We start from the raw sequence: 19,072 nt of genomic DNA, 5'->3' as shown, positions 1-19,072 counted from the left end.
TTCTATAACGTGTTCTACATGACCGGACAGGAGTACGACGTCATCGTGGTGGGCAGTGGTGCCGCCGGCATGGTCGCCGCCCTCACCGCAGCTCATCAGGGTCTCTCGACGATAGTCGTTGAGAAGGCTCCGCACTATGGGGGTTCCACTGCGCGGTCAGGTGGTGGCGTATGGATCCCGAACAACGAAGTCCTCAAGCGCGATGGGGTGAAGGACACGCCCGAGGCGGCGCGCCAGTACCTGCGCGCGATCATCGGCGACGTCGTCGAACCGGAACGCATCGACACCTACCTCCAACGCGGACCCGAGATGCTGACGTTCGTCCTCGAGCACTCACCCCTGAAGCTGTGCTGGGTGCCGGGCTACTCCGACTACTACCCGGAGACACCCGGCGGAAAGCCGACCGGGCGGTCGGTGGAGCCGAAGCCGTTCGACGCCAAGAAGCTCGGGGAGGATCTGCCCGGCCTGGAACCGCCGTACGGCAAGGTCCCGATGAACATGGTCGTCATGCAGCAGGACTATGTCCGGCTCAATCAACTCAAGCGCCACCCGCGTGGCGTACTGCGCAGCCTCAAGGTCGGCATCCGCGCGACATGGGCCAAGGCCACCGGCAAGAACCTGGTCGGGATGGGGCGCGCGTTGATCGCCCCGCTGCGGATCGCCTTGCGCGAGGCCGGGGTACCGGTGCTGCTCAACACCGCGCTGACCGACCTCTACGTCGAGGACGGGGTGGTCCGCGGGATCTACGTAGCGGATACGAACGCGCAGACAGGCACCGACAGCAGTGAGCCGCGGCTCATCCGCGCGCGCCGAGGGGTGATCCTGGGCTCCGGCGGTTTCGAGCACAACGAGCAGATGCGCGTGAAGTATCAGCGCGCCCCGATCACCACCGAGTGGACCGTCGGCGCCAAGGCCAACACCGGTGATGGCATCCTTGCCGCCGAAAAGCTGGGCGCCGCGCTGGAACTGATGGAGGACGCCTGGTGGGGCCCGACGGTGCCGTTGGTCGGCGCCCCGTGGTTCGCCCTGTCCGAGCGCAACTCCCCCGGCTCGATCATCGTCAACATGTCCGGTAAGCGGTTCATGAACGAGTCGATGCCGTATGTCGAGGCGTGCCACCACATGTACGGCGGCGAATACGGGCAGGGACCCGGCCCGGGCGAGAACATCCCGGCCTGGCTGATCTTCGACCAGCAGTACCGCGACCGCTACATCTTCGCCGGACTGCAACCGGGACAACGGATTCCGAGCAAGTGGCTGGAGTCGGGCGTGATCGTCAAGGCCGACACCCTGGCCGAGTTGGCCGAGAAGGCCGGGCTGCCCGCCGATGCGCTCGCCGCGACGGTCCAGCGGTTCAACGGATTCGCGCGGTCGGGCACCGACGAGGACTTCCACCGCGGTGAGAGCGCGTACGACCGCTACTACGGAGACCCGACGAACAAACCGAACCCCAACCTCGGCGAGATCAGCCACGGTCCGTTCTACGCGGCGAAGATGGTGCCCGGTGACCTGGGCACCAAGGGCGGGGTCCGCACCGATGTGCACGGTCGGGCGCTGCGCGACGACGGTTCGGTGATCGAGGGCCTGTACGCGGCCGGCAACGTCAGCTCACCGGTCATGGGCCACACGTATCCGGGCCCGGGCGGGACGATCGGCCCGGCCATGACGTTCGGGTATCTGGCGGCGCTGCACCTGGCTGGTAGAAGTTAGCCATGCCGATCAATCTGGACGAGGCGCTGGGCGCCGAGCTGCCACCCGCCGAATTCTCCTGGACGAGCAGTGATGTGCAGCTCTACCACCTGGGGCTGGGCGCGGGCGTCGACCCGATGGACAAGCGTGAGTTGCGGTACCTGGTGGACAACACCCCGCAGGTGCTGCCCACGTTCGGCAACGTGGCGCAGAGCTTCCACATGACCGAACCGCCGTCGGTGAAGTTCCCGGGGATCGACATCGAATTGTCCAAGGTGCTGCACGCAAGCGAGGCCGTGACCGTACCGGGGCCGATCCCGCCGTCGGGCACCGGCATCGCCGTCACCCGGTTCACCGACATCTGGGACAAGGGCAAGGCCGCGGTGATCTGGTCGGAGACCACGGTCACCGATCCGGACGGCACGCTGCTGTGGACGCAGAAGCGGTCCATCTTCGCCCGTGGCGAGGGCGGTTTCGGCGGTGAGCGTGGGCCGTCGACGTCGGTCGAGCCGCCGGAGCGGGCGCCCGACGCCGAGATCGACCTGCCGATCCTGCCGCAGCAGGCGCTGCTCTACCGGTTGTGCGGTGACCGCAATCCGCTGCACTCCGACCCTGATTTCGCTGCGGCGGCGGGGTTCCCGCGGCCGATCCTGCACGGCCTGTGCACCTACGGCATCGCGTGCAAGGCGATCGTGGACGAGTTCCTCGACGGTGACGTCTCGCGAGTGAGTTCGTACGGCGCGCGCTTCGCGGGTGTGGTGTTCCCCGGAGAGACGCTGCGGGCCAACGTGTGGAAAGACGGGGACACACTGATCGCGACCATCACCGCGCCCAGCCGCGACAATGCGGTGGCACTGTCCGGGGTGGAGCTGAAACCGGTCTAGCCGGCTGCAGCCGTTCGATACGGGCAGAGCAGGAGGCGTCGGCCATGCGTCCGGGACTGTCGATTGGAGAGTTCGCGACCGTGACGCGCCTGAGCGTGCGCACGCTTCGCCGCTACCACGAGGCCGGGCTCCTGGAGCCCGCCACGGTCGACCGCTTCACCGGCTACCGCTACTACACCTCCGAACAGATCCCCACCGCTCAGGTCATCCAGAAGCTGCGTCAACTCGACGTGCCCCTGGCCGAGGTCAAATCGATTCTGGCGAGCGGGGATCCAGAGCACCGGGCCGAGGTGATCGCCAGTCATCTGAAGCGCCTCGAGGCCGAGCTGGACCGGACCCGCGCCGCCGTCGTGTCGCTTCGCCGGTTGCTGAATCCCGACCCCGCGGACGTCGCCGTCGAACTGCGATCAATCCCCGCCCGCACCGTCGTCGCGGTAAGTGATTCTGTCGCCCTTGAAGATTCGCTTGACTGGTACGACGCCGCGATGGCGGAGCTGGACGAGGAGTTCCCACCGGTGGAGCGCACGGGTCCGCCCGGCGGGCACTACGCCAACGAACTGTTCACCCAGGGCGCCGGTGCGTTCACCGTCTTCCGTCCGGTCCGCGAGCCGCGTCCGTCGGGACGGATCAGGGTGCTCGACCTGCCGCCCGCCGACTTCGCCGTCGCCGTGCATCCCGGGCCGCACGACGACATCGACGTCACCTACGGCCGGCTCGGCGCCTGGGTGGTCGAGCACACCCTGGCCGTCGACGGCCCGATTCAGGAGATCTACCTGATGGGCCCGCGGGACAGCGACGACCCGCAGGAGTGGCGCACGGAGATTGGCTGGCCGGTGTTCCGGCTCGCCCCCGTCACCGAGGGGTGGCCGGGGTGAGCGAGGGACGCGGAGGTCGTCGGGGCGCCGAGCGTGCGCTGCTTGCGACTTCTCGGCCGAATCCTCGCAGTGATCGCACGTTCGACGGATGGCCTGATGTTCACCGGGCCGAGAAGTCGGCGCCGCGGGACAGCGCTTCATTGCGGCGGAGGTCGGTCAGCGTCTGTTCGAGCGCCGCGACGGCGACGTCGAACCCATCGCCGCCGAGGACGAGTCGGTGCGGCGGCGGATCCTGGGCCATGGCCGAGATCACCGCCCGCGCGCCCCGGTGGGGGTCCCCGGGCTGGGAACCGTTCTGGGCAACCATGGCCGCCCGGACCTCCTCCAGCATCGGGCGGTAGTCCTTGATCGCTTCCTCGACTGGTTCGTCGGCGAAACCGGCGTAGGCGCGGGTGCGGAACGCGCCGGGCTCCACCGCCAACACGCGGATCCCGAACGGAGAGACCTCCTCACGCAATACCTCGGTGAGCCCTTCGAGGGCGAATTTCGTTGCGCTGTAATAGCCGAACCCGGTGACACCGTGCAGACCCGCGACCGACGACACGTTGACGATCCAGCCGTCGCCCCGGGCGCGCATACCGGGTAGCACCGCGCGGATGACCGAGACCACCGAGAAGAAGTTCAGCTCGAACATCCCGCGAACGTCCCGATCGGCCATCCCCTCGACGGACCCGTACCACCCGCGTCCGGCGTTGTTGACCAAGACGTCGATGCCGCCGAAATCCTCGGCCGCTGCAACCGCCTCACGCACCTGTGCGGCATCGGTGACGTCCAACGGCACAACGAGCACGCGATCACCGTGGGTTCGTACCCACGTGTCCAACTCGGCGGGCCGCCGTGCGGTGAGCACCACGCGGTCGCCGGCCTCGAGCGCGGCCTCGGCGAAAGCCATGCCGAACCCACCCGGCGTCCCGCCGGTGATGAACCAGTTTCTCGTCATGCCTCAGGGCTCGATCACCAGACGGCTGATCAGTTCACCGTCGAGGGTGAACCGGTAGTGCAGGTCGGCGACTCCGCCGGGGAAGTCGCCCTCCAGGTGCTGCACCACATCGGCGTAGGCCGTCCCGACCGTGGAGGCGTGGTCGAATTCGGTGGTGTAGGTGTACTCGCTTCCGGCCTCGCTGAGCCAAACCGTGATCTCGTCCCGTCCGCGGTAGGTGCGGCCCTCGTCGGTCACCTCGGCCTCGGGGGTGAACGTCGCGACCGCGGAGTCCACGTCCCGAGCTTGTTGCGCGACAAGGTAAGTCCTGACGACGGCGGGAAGCCCGCCCCACGACGTCCGGATGCCCTCACTGCTTCTGTTCACTGTCATGGCCCCAGCGTGGACTCTCCCCCGGGGAGAGGGTCAAGGGGGAAGCAGTCGGCTACGGCATCCGGCGGGCGAAGTCTTGGATCTCGGCGCCCGTCGCCGGGTGACGGCCACGCTTACGGGCAATCCTCAGTTGTCAGGCGACCGTCGATCACTCGCGGCACATCGGGGTGATGCGATCAAACGTGACGCTATTCCGTGACGAGAGCAGGTGCTACTCAACGAGCACCGGGTGGACGTCCATCGCCCAATCGCTGTTCGCTCCAAGCCGGCTGAAACGCCTCGAAGCGTTTCCCGGCCATGACATCGGTGAGAATCCGCCCCTCGGCCCGCACCCAAGCTTCACCCATGCGGCGGTCCCACTCCGGCGGGTACGTTTCAAAGTTGCCGTCCCTGGGCGTGAACTCTCCGAAGAAGAGTTCGCGCTCACCGCGCAACATGTCTATGCGGACGAACGGCGCTGGGATCTCTCGGCTGATCTGCTCGACGAGAGCGACCTGGTCCGGTGTCACGCCCTCACCGTCGAACCGGTAGTCGTCCCACGTGACCCTGAGGGGTTGTCCGTCTCGCGACCAATAGCAGGCCTCGAGGTTGGGCTGACGACGAACCTCTAGTACGAAGAGCACCTCGCCGTAGAACGCATAGAACTTCAGGTCACGGGCTGGCCGCCGGGTAGCAGTGTCCTCGAGGACAAGCTCCTCGGCGATCCACGGCAGATTCGTCAGGGGTGCCCCTCGAGTGGAGCGAAGCGTCGCCGCATGCGCGACCATTTCGTCCCACGACCCGAGTGTGATCCCTTCCCGGACGGAGTAGATGTCATCCTCTGCGAAAACTAGGAAGACACCGCGACGGCCCGTGCTGTTCACCGGCTTCACGCAACAGGGGTAGGTGGGTCGCAAACGGTGGATAGGTCCGGGCTCGGTGGACAGCGGTCTGCGGACTTTCAGGCGGTCGATGAATCGGTAGCCAACGTCCTTCCGGTCGAGCAACCAGGTAGGCTGCGGAACCCCGAGCAATCGCGCTTCTGATTGCTGGATCATTCTGGCGGCGAATGAGAGTCCTGTGCGCGACGAGAGGCTGTTACGCTCGATGATCCACATCATGTAGTGGCTCAGATGCCGCGGGTCAGCGAGGCTGACGAGCTCGTCAAGCTCGGCGAGTCGATCGGCACCCCCCGTGCGGATTGACCGCGGCGTCAGCGACTTTCGCAGCAGGCTCTTCAGCCGAGCGTCATAGTCGGTGCGCATGCTGCGAATTTCCGAGATTTGCTCTGCAAGAGTAGGTTCCGCGGAACCCGTCACTTTCTGGGCACTCACGGGCACGGGCTTTTGGGTGCATGAGTGTTCTGCTGTGTCGATGCCGTATCTGCGTGCCAGGATCAGCGCGTGAAGCTGGTGCTGGGTGACGTCGATCCGTAGCGCTGGCTCACTCCTATGGTTTTGCACCGCCCCGTGGAACCGCTCCGGAGCTGCGCGCAGCGTTGCTGGAGCCAGCGGGTGTCCAAGCTGCCATGAGCACAGCTTGCGCAAGCCCTGATGGATAACACAGGCCAGTCGCCGCGCAGTGTCATCGTCGCCCGTGCGGCGGGCCCACTCCCACGCCGGCACAATGCCCTCGTAGGCGTACCCGGTATTTCGGGTACGCGTCAACGTGCGGTGAACATCGACCATCCACAGCGCTTGCTCGACCAGCCGCCGGCCCCACACCTCGGGCGCAAACCCAGCGTCCGCCAAGGCGAACCAGCTCATCGCACTCCACTGGAAGTACCCCTTGGTCAGAGCCGGATCAGGCTCCGCGGCCAGCGGCTTCGCGACGAACATGTCGTAATCCTCTTCCGCCCAGCCCAGCACCCTCGTCACACGATCGGGAACCCCGAGCTCAAGACCTGTACGCGCCAAGAGCAACAAAGCCTCCCCCGAGGAATACGGATCCGCCGAACCCGAGTGGACACCGGACTCCGGGTCGAACGCTCCGCGAAACCCCCCACCAGGCAAGCGCGCGTCCTCCACAAACGCACACAACGCACCGAGCGCCTCACGGGCCACCGTCGGATCCGCACTACCGGTCGGTCCGCTGAGACACTCGAGCAGCGCCAACCCGACCAAAGCCACCGATCCCAGTCGCCCCGACCGAGCTCCCCCCTGGCCTAGCCACTGCCGACCCTCACCGACCCTCGCCTCTGCAAGCCACCGAGCCAACGACCGGTCCAAAGCCGCCCGATACGCCAGATCACCAGTCTCCCGGTACAACAAAGCCATACCCCACGTCGCGCCCGCCTGGCATACAGCGCTGTCATCCGGCGACTCGGCACCGCTCACCCAATCAACCTCGTAGAGAAAATCACCCCCCGCACGCTGCGCCGCAAGCAAATAACGCCCACCCAACGCAATACCGGCATCAATATCACCCCGACCAAGACCCGAACCACACGACCCAACACCAACGCCACCAGAAGAAGCCGCGGTTTCACGCGATTGCATGAGCGCTTCGGGCTGCGAGAGGTCGTCGGAGTCGGGTTTTGCCATCCGGTCTCGTCCCCCGGGATGCCGACTGAGTCCGACCACAGACCCGTCGCCAGCGGGCGTCGCGCGGAGACTGCAAACTTCGATCTCTGACACGTCGGCTCGAGCGGGGCCGTGCATAGCCGCCGCAATCGCGAACTCGAGTGTGCGAAGCGGACCGGTGAGTGTGATCTCCACGTCTCCGCTGGGCAGGTTCGTTATAGCGTGCGCCAAGTCTTTCATCCTGGCCAGGCGCGCGACCCATTGCCGGAATCCGACCCTTTGAACCTTCCCCTTGGCCCGGAAGACGACGGTGGCCGAGTCGCTCTTGCTGATGCGCGGTAGATCGTTCGAGAACCCCTTCCCTGCGACGTGGAAGTCTCGCACAAAGCAGGTGAGAAGACGTTGACGTGCTCGTGGATCCGCCCGCGAATGCAACGCGGCCATCCACAAGTCGTTACCTTCGACGACGCAGGGTCCATCGTCGGTCATGCCGACGTCCCAACCGACGGTCGCTGGGGCGGTACTCATCATGCCGCCCAGTGCTTCGTGAGCGAATACGCAAGTATCAAAAGCCTCATCGAGGCGGGCAAGCGGCATGGCTTGCAGCGTCAGGCCGCTGACGGGATGCCGATCGAATAATCCCCCGTTCAGATCGGCGGCAGGCCCTATCAAGCGATGGGTATCGATGTCGATGCCGCAAAAGATTCCGCCGCTCGAAGCGTTATCGACAACAGAACGGCCGCTTCCCATACGGAGCGTTGCAGCAGCGATCTGCGCGGACCCTCCTCTCGAACGATAGGTCAGACAACGAATCGTGTTCAACGAACTGGGAGCGAACGCGGCGTAATCCTCGGATTGCTCGATGACGTCTTGGATGAGGAACCCGCCTCGCCGAAGAAGCTCAAGTAGCTGTGAAGCGTCCGTCGGGCACGAATCACCCTTGGCATCCGTGGTCAAACCGTCATGCAGCAGAAAGGCACCGTGACCGCCCTCGTTCTCATTTGGCTTGACGAACGAGCGGCCCGAGAGGAGTTTATTGACCAAAGCCTCCGACGAGATCCGCTCACCAACTGGGCTTATAGCGGCGTCTTTGACGACGATCCAGCGGATCGCTGGAGTACGAACGCCTATGCCGGACAGCATGCCTGAGAACAAGTATTTGTGCTCTGTGACGCGAAGACCCCATGAACTCGCGCCTCGGCTCAGATACCGATTGTAGTCTCGGAAGAACGTGAACACCGGAAACGGCTCGGCGCGGGCTGAGCGGAATGACGGAAACCAAGCGCGCGCCAAGTCTCGTGCCCGCTCTTCTAGTTCCACGGGATTTGCATCCCCATACAAGTCGGGCCTAGTCACAGCTCGGGTTCCAAGGTCGTTTCATGAGCGAATCGCTTGTGCGCAGTCTGATGCCCCGCGACATACGCCGTTTGGGTCTGGACCCGAGACCGGACGTTCTGCGTGTCATGGCGATTGGCGCGCCGACGGCCGGTAGGAGGACGCCTCCGTGTCGAAAACGGCCACGAGGTGGCTCGCGAGTAGCGGCAGCAGTTGTCTCCGTTCAGCGTCACGGAGGTGAACGAAGCCCCTGACCGCTCCCACGCACCGAGGACTTCCACAGTTACAGACGAATGGCTCGGCCAGAACGTACTCGGTGGTGTTGTAATTGAACGTTACCTCGTCGCCGACTTCGATGGCCGTCAGCGAGACGAGGTGCCGTCCTCGAACGACCGCGTTGGGCTCGCAGCTGTGGTTGGTGAAGCGCCAAGGATGATCCTCGATCATGGCTGCCGAACCGATCGATTCTGCTACGTCGATGTGGGACGTGGAGCTGATCTGTATCGAATACCGAGTACGCACCCTAGTTGTCACTCCAGATATCGACAGTAACCGCTCGCCCGGGGAAGCGGCCACCCTCGACACCAGTCGGAATTGCCCGTCGCTGTACAGAACCGCAACGCGACCGACCGCTGGCGAATTGCCGATCGTGGACCCCATCTGCCCCCCGCTACGTTAATGGCGACAAGTGCACTGGCTACGTCATCTAGCAAATGTACTCGCCGATAGAACGCTCCGTGTTGTATCTGGTTAATCGATCGGAGTTAATGTTCAGCAACGTCGGGGACAAGGGGGCCGACGCTGAAACAGGCTTCCAGAACGATCCACGTGGTCGATGAGCGGCAGGTCACCCCGAAGCTGGGATCGGTGGCTTCCGCTCTCAAACGTCTGCGAGGGAACTACCCATGGCATCGGCCGGCGGCAGTCACCACGGTCCGGATCGCGACGGACGCCTTCACCGTGTCATTCCCGCCGCGTCCTCCGCAACGTGTCGACATCGAAACCCATGTTCTGCGCGCAGTTTTCGGCGATGATCCTGGCGACGTTGACGGGCTCGCCGAAGACCGGGTAGAGATGCCCGGAGATGTTCGGGCGGGTATTTGCTTCCACGATGATGTAGTTGTCGGGCGTCGCTTCTGCCGTGTGATCTCTAGCGAGGATGTCCACACCAACGATGTCGAGGCCAGGCACGGCCGCGGCGACCTTCTCTGCGACCCGCTTCATACTTCTATGCGCATCGCTTGTGATATCGCGTGAGTTCGCACCTGTGGAGAGGCCACCCTTCCAATCAATGATCACGCAAGCACCGAGCGCTGGCACCGAATCGAGTGAGTATCCTTGCGAACGGATGATTGAATGTCGTTGTTCGTCAAGGCGAATCATCCCGCTGACCGCTCTCAAACTAGGATTGAGGCGCCGAGTTCTGTTCTCGTGTTCGATGAGCTGACGAACGGTGCTGCGCCCATCCCCGTACACCTTGGGGGGCAACCTGAGCAGCACCGCCACACAGGTGCCGCCGACGACCAGATATCTAGCCTCATCCCCGTCCGGAAAGAATTTTTCAACGAGGATCTCGTAGTCCGAGACCGTCGAGACGCCGGCCTCAGCGACGGCATCTGAAGCGGCAGACCATGCCGCCTCGAAGGATTCGGGCGTCACGTTGACGGACGCGCCCTGCCCCTTGTGGCCGGCCACTGGCTTGACGACTACGGGGCTGAGTTGTCTGACCTTTTCGAGGGCAGAGAGCTTCTCGTTTCTGGTGAACGCAAATCCCTCCGCGATGCTGAGTCCGGCTCGCTGGAACATGATCCGTGATAGTTCTTTGTCCTTGAGCACTTTCATTGCCATGAGGGAAGTGAAGCTCGAGTCACCCTCGTAGAAGAAGCACCGCTTGCTTCCCCGCGTCACCAGCAACATGTGGCCGATCACTTCGACCCCGAAACCGAGTGCCGTGAACTCGTCGGCCAGGCGCCCGTAGATCAGGCGTAGGCCAAAGCGAAGATGAGCGACAAGGGGAGAAGACGTAACCCCTGATTCCGAGTAGACATTTGGCTCGTCGTGCGCATCGAGCTTCCTCGCCACGACCGTTTCGTCCGTGGTGCATGAGTGTTCTGCTGTGTCGATGCCGTATCTGCGTGCCAGGATCAGCGCGTGAAGCTGGTGCTGGGTGACGTCGATCCGTAGCGCTGGCTCACTCCTATGGTTTTGCACCGCCCCGTGGAACCGCTCCGGAGCTGCGCGCAGCGTTGCTGGAGCCAGCGGGTGTCCAAGCTGCCATGAGCACAGCTTGCGCAAGCCCTGATGGATAACACAGGCCAGTCGCCGCGCAGTGTCATCGTCGCCCGTGCGGCGGGCCCACTCCACGCCGGCACAATGCCCTCGTAGGCGTACCCGGTATTTCGGGTACGCGTCAACGTGCGGTGAACATCGACCATCCACAGCGCTTGCTCGACCAGCCGCCGGCCCCACACCTCGGGCGCAAACCCAGCGTCCGCCAAGGCGAACCAGCTCATCGCACTCCACTGGAAGTACCCCTTGGTCAGAGCCGGATCAGGCTCCGCGGCCAGCGGCTTCGCGACGAACATGTCGTAATCCTCTTCCGCCCAGCCCAGCACCCTCGTCACACGATCGGGAACCCCGAGCTCAAGACCTGTACGCGCCAAGAGCAACAAAGCCTCCCCCGAGGAATACGGATCCGCCGAACCCGAGTGGACACCGGACTCTGGGTCGAACGCTCCGCGAAACCCCCCACCAGGCAAGCGCGCGTCCTCCACAAACGCACACAACGCACCGAGCGCCTCACGGGCCACCGTCGGATCCGCACTACCGGTCGGTCCGCTGAGACACTCGAGCAGCGCCAACCCGACCAAAGCCACCGATCCCAGTCGCCCCGACCGAGCTCCCCCCTGGCCTAGCCACTGCCGACCCTCACCGACCCTCGCCTCTGCAAGCCACCGAGCCAACGACCGGTCCAAAGCCGCCCGATACGCCAGATCACCAGTCTCCCGGTACAACAAAGCCATACCCCACGTCGCGCCCGCCTGGCGCACAGCGCTGTCATCCGGCGACTCGGCACCGCTCACCCAATCAACCTCGTAGAGAAAATCACCCCCCGCACGCTGCGCCGCAAGCAAATAACGCCCACCCAACGCAATACCGGCATCAATATCACCCCGACCAAGACCCGAACCACACGACCCAACACCAATGAATCGCCCTGGAAATGCTGGAGGCTCCTGACCTTGGAAACGAGGATGCAGGTATGTCGAAGGAACAGTCTGCTGGGAAGCCCACGACGCGTCGCTACAGCCCCGAGGAGAAGGCCGCGGCGGTGCGGATGGTTCGATCGTTGCGCACCGAGCTGGGCACCACCCAGGGCACGGTGGCGCGGGTGGCTAACCAGCTCGGTTACGGCGTGGAGTCGGTGCGCACTTGGGTGCGCCAGGCCGACATCGACGAAGGCGTGGCGCCTGGGGTGTCGACCGTAGAATCGGCGCGCCTTAAGGAGCTCGAGCAGGAGAACCGAGAACTGAAGCGTGCCAACGAGATACTGAAACGGGCAGCGAGTTTCTTCGGGGCGGAGCTCGACCGCCAACACAAGAAATAGTCGATTTCATCGACGGCAACCGTGAGGAGTTCGGGGTCGAGCCCATCTGCACCGTCCTGCGATCAGCAGGAGTGTCGATGGCTCCGAGCACCTACTACGCGGCGAAGTCCCGCGGTCTGTCGCGGCGGGCCCAGCGTGATGCCGTCCTGGGCCCGGCCCTGGTCGGGTTGTGGGAGGACAACTACTGCGTCTACGGGGCGCACAAGCTGTGGAGGGCAGCACAGCGGGCCGGCCACGATGTGGGCCGTGATCAGGTGGCCCGGCTGATGCGGGCCGCCGGCATCGAAGGGGTGCGCCGCGGCAAACGGGTCCGCACCACCAAGCCCGATCTTGGCACCGGGCGACATCCCGATCTGGTCAAGCGCAACTTCACCGCAGCTGCCCCCAATCAGCTCTGGGTTACCGACCTGACCTACGTCGCGACCTGGGCCGGTGTGGCCTACGTCTGCTTCATCGTCGACGTGTTCAGCCGGATGATCGTCGGCTGGCGAGTCGCGTCGAACATGCGGACCACGATGGTGCTCGATGCGATTGAGATGGCCCGCTGGTCACGCGGAAACACGTTGCCGGGCTTGAGATGTCACTCCGACGCGGGATCGCAGTTCACGTCTATCCGCTACGGTCAACGGTTGGCTGAGATCGGTGCGGTGCCCTCCATCGGGTCCATCGGTGACAGCTTCGATAACGCCCTCGCCGAGACGGTGAACGGCTATTACAAATCTGAGCTGATCTACGGCCCGGCCCGCACCGGTCCCTGGAAGACCGTCGACGATGTCGAACTGGCCACCCTGAGCTGGGTGCACTGGCACAACACAGCACGTCTGCACGGCTACCTCAACGACATACCGCCCACGGAATTCGAAGCCATCTTCTACGCTACGAAACGGACCGACCAACCCCTGGTCGAAATCCAATAGCCCGAGCCTCCATCAAATCCAGGGCGATTCACAACGCCACCAGAAGAAGCCCGATTGGGAGAACACGTTACGGCTGAGACCGACTCGCGCAGTTGGCCGTTCGATCCGAGCGAATCGGCGCCTGAAGTTGCTGCGACTCGATTGTGGGTTCTCTCCGCCATCTGGGACCTAACTCATACTCTATTGGCCATGTCGCCCTCGGCCCGATCGCGTCTAGCGCTAGCCCCGGGAACGACCGTCAGGACTCATCAGGAGTCTTCCACGCGGTTCTCGCTTGAGGGCGCGAATCGGCCTAGAAGCGTCAGCCATATTCTCTGTTGATCGATTAGCCGAGCTCAACTGCCTGAAAGCAATCAGTGTCCCTCCGACCAGGTACCTGAGTTCCACGGCTCTTGCATGCGGTGCGGCAGATCTGACCGAATTTCCACCCTTCGGGAGGAATTGTCAATACCTGTGGATCGGGGTGTTTCAGGCGACCTCCGTTTCGGTTGATTCGGCCGGCTCGGGCGGTGTGATGTCGGCGGGGCGTTCGAGTAGCTTGCCTTTGTGGAAGACGGCGCCGGCACGGACGAGGGCGACCAGGTGGGGTGCGTTGACTGCCCGCCACCGGGCTTGTGCGGCGTCGATAAGCTTGTAGGCCATGGCAATTCCGGCCGCGCGGGATCCCGGCCCCTTGGTGACCTTCGTCCGCAATCGCACGGTGGCGAAGGTTGATTCGATCGGATTCGTGGTGCGCAAGTGGATCCAGTGTTCGGCTGGGTATTTGTAGAACTCCAACAGCACGTCGGCGTCGTCGACGATCTTGGCGACCGCCTTGGGGTACTTGGCGCCGTAGTCGATCTCGAAGGCCTTGATCGCGACCTGCGCGTGGTCGAGGTCCTCGGCGTTGTAGATCTCCCGCATCGCCGCGACCGCACCGGGTTGCGCCGATTTGGGCAGGCAGGAAAGGACATTGGCCTGTTTGTGAAACCAGCAGCGCTGCTCGCGGGTAGCCGGGAACACCTCGCGCATCGCCTTCCAAAAGCCCAGTGCACCGTCACCGACGGCCAACACCGGGGCGATCATCCCGCGGCGGCGACACGACCGCAGCAGATCGGCCCACGACTCGGTCGATTCTCGATACCCGTCGGCCAGGGCGACGAGTTCCTTGCGGCCATCGGAGCGGACCCCGATCATCACCAACAGGCACAGCTTCTCCTGCTCGAGGCGGACCTTGAGGTGAATGCCGTCGACCCACAGGTAGACGAAGTCAGTGCCCGACAGATCCCGGGCCCCGAAGGCCTTGGCCTCCTCCTGCCACTGGCTGGTCAGCCGTGTGATCGTCGTCGCCGAGAGCCCGGCACTGGACCCGAGGAACTGCTCCAAGGCCGGCCCGAAGTCACTGGTCGACAGGCCGTGCAGGTACAGCAGCGGCAGCACCTCAGTCATCTGCGGGGACTTGCGCGCCCACGCCGGCAGGATCGCCGAGGAAAACCGCTGCCGCTCACCGGTATCGGCGTCGATACGCTTGTCGTTGACCCGCGGCGCGGTCACCGCCACCGCGCCCGCGGCGGTCAACACCTCACGCCCGGCGTGGGAGCCGTTGCGGACCACCAGCCGGCGACCGCTCTCATCGAGCTCACCGGCGTGGGCATCGATGTAGGCGGCCACCTCAGCCTTCAGCGCCGCGGCCAGCATCTGCCGGGCGCCGTCGCGCACGATCTCATCCAACAACGACCGACCACCGCCGTCATTGGCGTTGGCCTCATCGGTGTCGTGAACTACGGTGAGCATGGGCGTACCTTCCCAACCAGCGCGTCAACGCCGGTCTTGATCAGAGAACCTTGGACTTCAGATCATCCCCGGGAAGGTGCGCCCACTTTCATGCCGCCCCACCGAGGGTCATCCACAGGTTCTGATCATTGCTCCCCTTCGGCCGTCGGGCAGCCCAAGACGTCTTCGACTCAATAATTCACCCGCCTGTCCGCTTGGGACTGCGGACTACGATTGTTGCAGATGCCAATCCTGTAGGACCGCATGAAGCATGGCGACGTTGTACAGCCACTAGACGGGACCACCATGAGGCGCGTAGCGGGAAACGCGAAGTCGGCTGCCGAGGTGATTGTTAGGAGTTGCGTCAACCACCTCTTCTCATTGCTCGATGACAGCGGGAGGTTCGTGTACGCCCACAAGCACCTCGCACCGGATCAAACCGGCGAGGGTTACAATCTGCTGCGCCACTGCGGAACCGTTTGGTTCATGTGCAAGGCCATCCATACCCTCTCAATTGATCTATCCGGCCGCGAGAAGCGGGCATTAATGGCAGCGGTGCTGTATATCCGGGCTAGAACGAAAGCGCCGCCTTGGCACACAGGTCCCTCTCCCGCGCTGTGCGTTACGGCAAGAGACGCGGTCAAACTTGGCAATGTCGGGCTCGCCGCGCTGATGATCCGCGGGTACGCCCAGTTGGCTAGCGAAACCGATACTGCGTCGCTCGCTTCCCTGTACCCCGAAGGCTTCGACCTGCATTGCACTAGCCTGGAGAACTACATCATCTCGCAACTGAAAGAGGGAAGTTTCGTTCACAAGCGGGTCTTCTCAACCGGAGAGATCCGCCAGTTTGAGAGCGACTATTACACGGGGGAGGCATTATTCGCGTTGATGCAATCTTCGCGACATATACCGCGCGTCCGTGTAGCAATGGAACAGATGCTTCATGACGGATACGGTTTGGCGCAGCAGAGTCATTGGATGGCGTACGCCGCGTGCGCTTCCCTCAGAGTCGATTACTGCGATAGGGCGCTGACCACAACGTACGTTGGTCGCCTTATCGACCGCATCGCCTCGGACGAGAGCTACAGATACCGCCAGGAGTCGACGCCGATCGCGTGCCGAACCGAGGCCCTTGTAGAGATCCTCAGAACCTGCCGTCAGAATACCTACTTGAACCAGCGTCTACCGAAGGCGGCCATCGACAAAGCCGCGACAATCGCGGCCGAGAACTTGGCACTGCAATTGAAGTACTACGGTGACGGACAATTCAGGCGCGGTCGAGTATCGGATCAGGTGCGAATCGACTACATACAGCACAATGGAGCAGCCTTCTTGGGTTGGTGGCAGCTCTTGCACTGACGCAACTTCCCCGTGTGGGAGGACAATCAAAGTGTTCCACGCTCGCGCGGGCAACTCCATCCTTGACTAGCAACCGTGACGAAATCACCAGGCGAAACACCGCTGAGTCTCCGCAGCACGTATGCGCGGAGGCGACGCGGTGCCCACTGTTACGTGATCTCGAACTTGGGTCGACCTGACCGCCGGGAGCTTCTCCGCACTAAGACCTTGGGATCGATAGCTCGCTGACGGACAACAGCGAGGACCACATGTCGCCCATTCACTGGTCAACCAAACACACTGTGGCGTATTGATTTTCGGAGGCACCGGGCAAACCTGGGGAATACTGCCGGCATCAGCGCTCCTGCGCGCTGGCATCCCGGGCTTACAAGTTGCGAGCGTTCCTGTCAGCCCTCGCCTGTCGCCGTTTGATCACGCTCGGCCTCCTGCTGCTCACGCTGCTGCTCGGCCTCCTGCTGCTCACGCTGCTGCTCGGCCTCCTCCTGCTCACGCTGCTGCTCGGCCTCCTGCTGCGCAGCCTCCTGCTGCTCACGCTGCTCCTCTTGGAACTGCCGCTCCGCATCGGCGTTTTCTTCAATCTGCCCTTGAATTGCGAAGTCGTCGTCATCGTCATCATCGTCATCGTCATCGTCATCATCATCGTCATCATCATCGTCATCATCATCGTCATCATCATCGTCATCATCATCGTCATCGTCATCATTATTGTCATTATTATTGTATTATTGTTATTGTTATTGTTATTGTTATTGTTGTTATTGTTATTGTTATTATTGTTATTGTTATTGTTGTTGTTATTGTTATTATTATTATTGTTATTGTTATTATTGTTATTGTTATTGTTATCATTATTGTCATTATTATTGTCATCATTATTGTCATATTATTGTATCATTATTGTCATCATTATTGTCATTGTTATTGTTATTGTCGTCGTCATCGTCATCGTCGTCGTCATCGTCATCGTCATCGTCGTCATCGTCATCGTCATCGTCATCGTCATCGTCATCGTCACCATGGTGGCTCGCGAACAGCCGATGTATGAACTCGACGAAATCCCTTATGACGGAGTGGAAGTGATTGAAGACAGCATGGAAGAACCCATGCACAGAATGCTCCGACTCAGCGAAGTCCACACCAGCACGACTTCCCAGGTGGAACCCGCCCGACGACGGGGCGAGGCTCAGTCGAACCAGGGCGCCGCGCACTTCTGCGTCGTGCTGGCCACGCACCGACACGCCGTCGAGGCCACCGCCCCGGATATCGGTAGCCTCGCGCGGGCCACCATCGTGCGACTGCAGGAACCACAGGTATGACCATGGATCTTGCTGTGATGCAGGGCTGTTCGACTGAAAAGCCGGCGGCACAGCACTGCTCGCACGACCCGCGAGGACTACACCGCTGTCACTGTCACCGTTGGTGGCGGCGCGGGCGGTCTCGATGTCGGCGATCGGACCCACGACCCCAGCGGCGACGTAGAGCCCGCTCGCAGCCAAGGCGGCGGCAAGCCGCTTGTTGATGCCGTTGGTGTTGTCGTCCTGCTTCCGGTGCTTGCTCATCAGACCGGTCCCTCCCTGTGTGGTGCCACTGTCAGCTTCGGCTTGGCTGAGAGTTCGCTGTGCCGGTGCTGAACGACTGAACCGGATGCTATCGGTTTGCTGTCAGAGCAACAACGAAACATGTTTGTAAACCAAGCTAAGAGTTGTGCAGTCAATTACCTGCGCCTCGGCAACCCTTTCGCGGTCGGCACTTGAGTCAGTATCGCTCCTGCTCACGGCCGATGTGGCGGGCTACCACGCTCCAGATCGCACCGGTCGATCATGAAAATTCCTGCTCAACTCCGCATTTGTAGTCTCAACTAACACGCTGCGTCGATGGCTTCCACCCGCGCAAGCGGGCGCCGAGACCAGCATGCGGCCTCGTGTGCAAATATTGGCGCGCAGAGACTGCGCCTTATAGCAAGGATCGAGTCACCAAGCTTGCAGTTCGCCAGAATCGTCAGCCTTGGGAAATTTTGAGTACTCACGATGCCAGTCGCGGCCCGCAGGACGAGAACCTCGGGCGGTGCGTCGGCGCGTCGGACACCCGATGATCACGGCACGGGACGTCTGTCTCCGGCGCTACCTGTATCGCCGGGATTCGCGCCGAACAGCTACAGCATCCTGCGGGCGAGATCCTCGATCTCGGCGTCGGTGGCCGGCGCCTGCGGCGCTACGGGCGCCGGGCCGGTATGCGAATTCGTGCCATCCTCAGCACCTTCGGCGTGCAGAAGCGGCGTCCGCTGCTCGTCTTCACGCTTCTGCTCTTCGGTGGGTTCGGGTTCGCCCTCCCGGACCTGTGGCGCTTGCGCTGAGTGCGCGGGCGCAGCAGGTGCGGGCTGACCGGCTGCCGGCGCCGGTGCGCTGGAAGCGGTCTGCGCGCCACCGCCCTGCCCTCCGAACTGCTGGGCGGCCTGCATCGCCTGCTGCATCAGCGAACCGAACATTCCGCCGCCCTGGCCACCGCCTCCGGCCTGTCCCGCCGAACTCGCCGCCTGCCCGCCCATCTGTCCGAGTTGGCCCAGCATGCCGGTGATCTGGCCGACGGCCTGCCCGCCGGAATCGTCGGCGTTCTGGTAGGCCGACTGCGCACTGACCAGTTTCCCGGAGAACATGCCCTCTTTAGCCTGCAGCGCAGTCACATTCGCCATCAACGGAGCGGCCAACGTCGGCAGCACAGCCGAGATGGTCGCGCTCATCGCATCCTGGCCCGGCGGCACCATCGGCATCTCTGGCAGCTCCACCGTCGCCGCGTCCCATGAGATGCCCTCGGGTTTCTTCAGCGGGTCCATCAGCGGCCGGC

General features: G+C 63.2%; 14 protein-coding genes and 1 other annotated feature. Of the genes, 6 read left to right on the top strand and 8 right to left on the bottom strand.

Features of this window, described 5'->3' with window-relative positions; all coding sequences use genetic code 11:
- Window positions 1-18: 18 nt before the first annotated feature.
- From kstD to G6N49_RS27335, 3 genes are all read left to right on the top strand, one after another.
- Entirely contained in the window at window positions 19-1,710 is a 1,692-nt protein-coding gene (gene kstD / locus G6N49_RS27345; RefSeq protein WP_011857141.1) for a 3-oxosteroid 1-dehydrogenase, read from the top strand.
- Window positions 1,711-1,712: 2 nt separating this feature from the next.
- Window positions 1,713-2,573 carry an enoyl-CoA hydratase ChsH3 gene (locus tag G6N49_RS27340; RefSeq protein ID WP_011562040.1) on the top strand — a complete coding sequence of 287 codons (861 nt, stop codon included), beginning with the start codon at window positions 1,713-1,715 and terminating at the stop codon, window positions 2,571-2,573.
- Window positions 2,574-2,653: 80 nt separating this feature from the next.
- Window positions 2,654-3,448: a MerR family transcriptional regulator gene (locus G6N49_RS27335; RefSeq protein ID WP_235679586.1), complete on the top strand. Its 795-nt coding sequence runs from the start codon at window positions 2,654-2,656 to the stop codon at window positions 3,446-3,448.
- A 100-nt stretch (window positions 3,449-3,548) separates the two neighbouring features.
- Here the strand turns inward: G6N49_RS27335 and G6N49_RS27330 are convergent, their stop codons facing one another.
- From G6N49_RS27330 to G6N49_RS27305, 6 genes are all read right to left on the bottom strand, one after another.
- Window positions 3,549-4,388, bottom strand: coding sequence for an oxidoreductase (locus G6N49_RS27330; protein ID WP_011857143.1), 840 nt, complete (start codon window positions 4,386-4,388; stop codon window positions 3,549-3,551).
- Between the two features lie 3 nt (window positions 4,389-4,391).
- Complete coding sequence (locus G6N49_RS27325) at window positions 4,392-4,760, bottom strand: nuclear transport factor 2-like protein (RefSeq protein ID WP_041925169.1); 369 nt, start codon at window positions 4,758-4,760, stop codon at window positions 4,392-4,394.
- 215 nt (window positions 4,761-4,975) lie between these two features.
- On the bottom strand, window positions 4,976-8,581 hold the full coding sequence (locus G6N49_RS27320) for an ATP-grasp fold amidoligase family protein (RefSeq protein WP_133056641.1): 3,606 nt from the start codon (window positions 8,579-8,581) through the stop codon (window positions 4,976-4,978).
- Window positions 8,582-8,722: 141 nt separating this feature from the next.
- Window positions 8,723-9,256, bottom strand: coding sequence for an SET domain-containing protein-lysine N-methyltransferase (locus tag G6N49_RS29895; protein WP_011857146.1), 534 nt, complete (start codon window positions 9,254-9,256; stop codon window positions 8,723-8,725).
- Window positions 9,257-9,559: 303 nt separating this feature from the next.
- Window positions 9,560-10,678, bottom strand: coding sequence for an ATP-binding protein (locus tag G6N49_RS27310; RefSeq protein WP_163647439.1), 1,119 nt, complete (start codon window positions 10,676-10,678; stop codon window positions 9,560-9,562).
- Window positions 10,679-10,740: 62 nt separating this feature from the next.
- Entirely contained in the window at window positions 10,741-11,220 is a 480-nt protein-coding gene (locus tag G6N49_RS27305; protein ID WP_163647438.1) for a hypothetical protein, read from the bottom strand.
- A gap of 638 nt (window positions 11,221-11,858) precedes the next feature.
- Between G6N49_RS27305 and G6N49_RS27300 the strand changes: the two genes are divergently transcribed.
- A protein-coding gene (locus tag G6N49_RS27300; RefSeq protein WP_110807644.1) for an IS3 family transposase occupies window positions 11,859-13,120 on the top strand; the annotation gives its coding sequence in 2 pieces (ribosomal slippage) (window positions 11,859-12,162 and window positions 12,162-13,120; 1,263 coding nt in all).
- Window positions 12,158-12,289, top strand: a sequence feature (AL1L pseudoknot). (Overlaps the previous gene by 132 nt.)
- A 468-nt stretch (window positions 13,121-13,588) precedes the next feature.
- On the opposite strand, the gene G6N49_RS27295 is transcribed toward G6N49_RS27300, so the two are convergent.
- The gene (locus G6N49_RS27295) at window positions 13,589-14,893 is read right to left on the bottom strand and encodes an IS256 family transposase (protein ID WP_006242318.1); all 1,305 of its coding nucleotides are present in this window, start codon (window positions 14,891-14,893) and stop codon (window positions 13,589-13,591) included.
- A 384-nt stretch (window positions 14,894-15,277) separates the two neighbouring features.
- Between G6N49_RS27295 and G6N49_RS27290 the strand changes: the two genes are divergently transcribed.
- Both G6N49_RS27290 and G6N49_RS29335 read left to right on the top strand, forming a co-directional pair.
- Window positions 15,278-16,231, top strand: coding sequence for a hypothetical protein (locus G6N49_RS27290; protein WP_235679585.1), 954 nt, complete (start codon window positions 15,278-15,280; stop codon window positions 16,229-16,231).
- A 407-nt stretch (window positions 16,232-16,638) separates the two neighbouring features.
- The gene (locus G6N49_RS29335; protein WP_220099716.1) at window positions 16,639-17,547 is read left to right on the top strand and encodes a hypothetical protein; all 909 of its coding nucleotides are present in this window, start codon (window positions 16,639-16,641) and stop codon (window positions 17,545-17,547) included.
- 836 nt (window positions 17,548-18,383) lie between these two features.
- On the opposite strand, the gene G6N49_RS27280 is transcribed toward G6N49_RS29335, so the two are convergent.
- Window positions 18,384-19,061: a hypothetical protein gene (locus G6N49_RS27280; protein ID WP_011857150.1), complete on the bottom strand. Its 678-nt coding sequence runs from the start codon at window positions 19,059-19,061 to the stop codon at window positions 18,384-18,386.
- Window positions 19,062-19,072: the final 11 nt, after the last annotated feature.

Source organism: Mycolicibacterium monacense (assembly GCF_010731575.1).
GTDB classification, from domain to species: Bacteria; Actinomycetota; Actinomycetes; order Mycobacteriales; family Mycobacteriaceae; genus Mycobacterium; species Mycobacterium monacense.
Note: the sequence above shows the minus strand (reverse complement) of the source record. Positions and strands in the feature narration are given on the sequence as shown.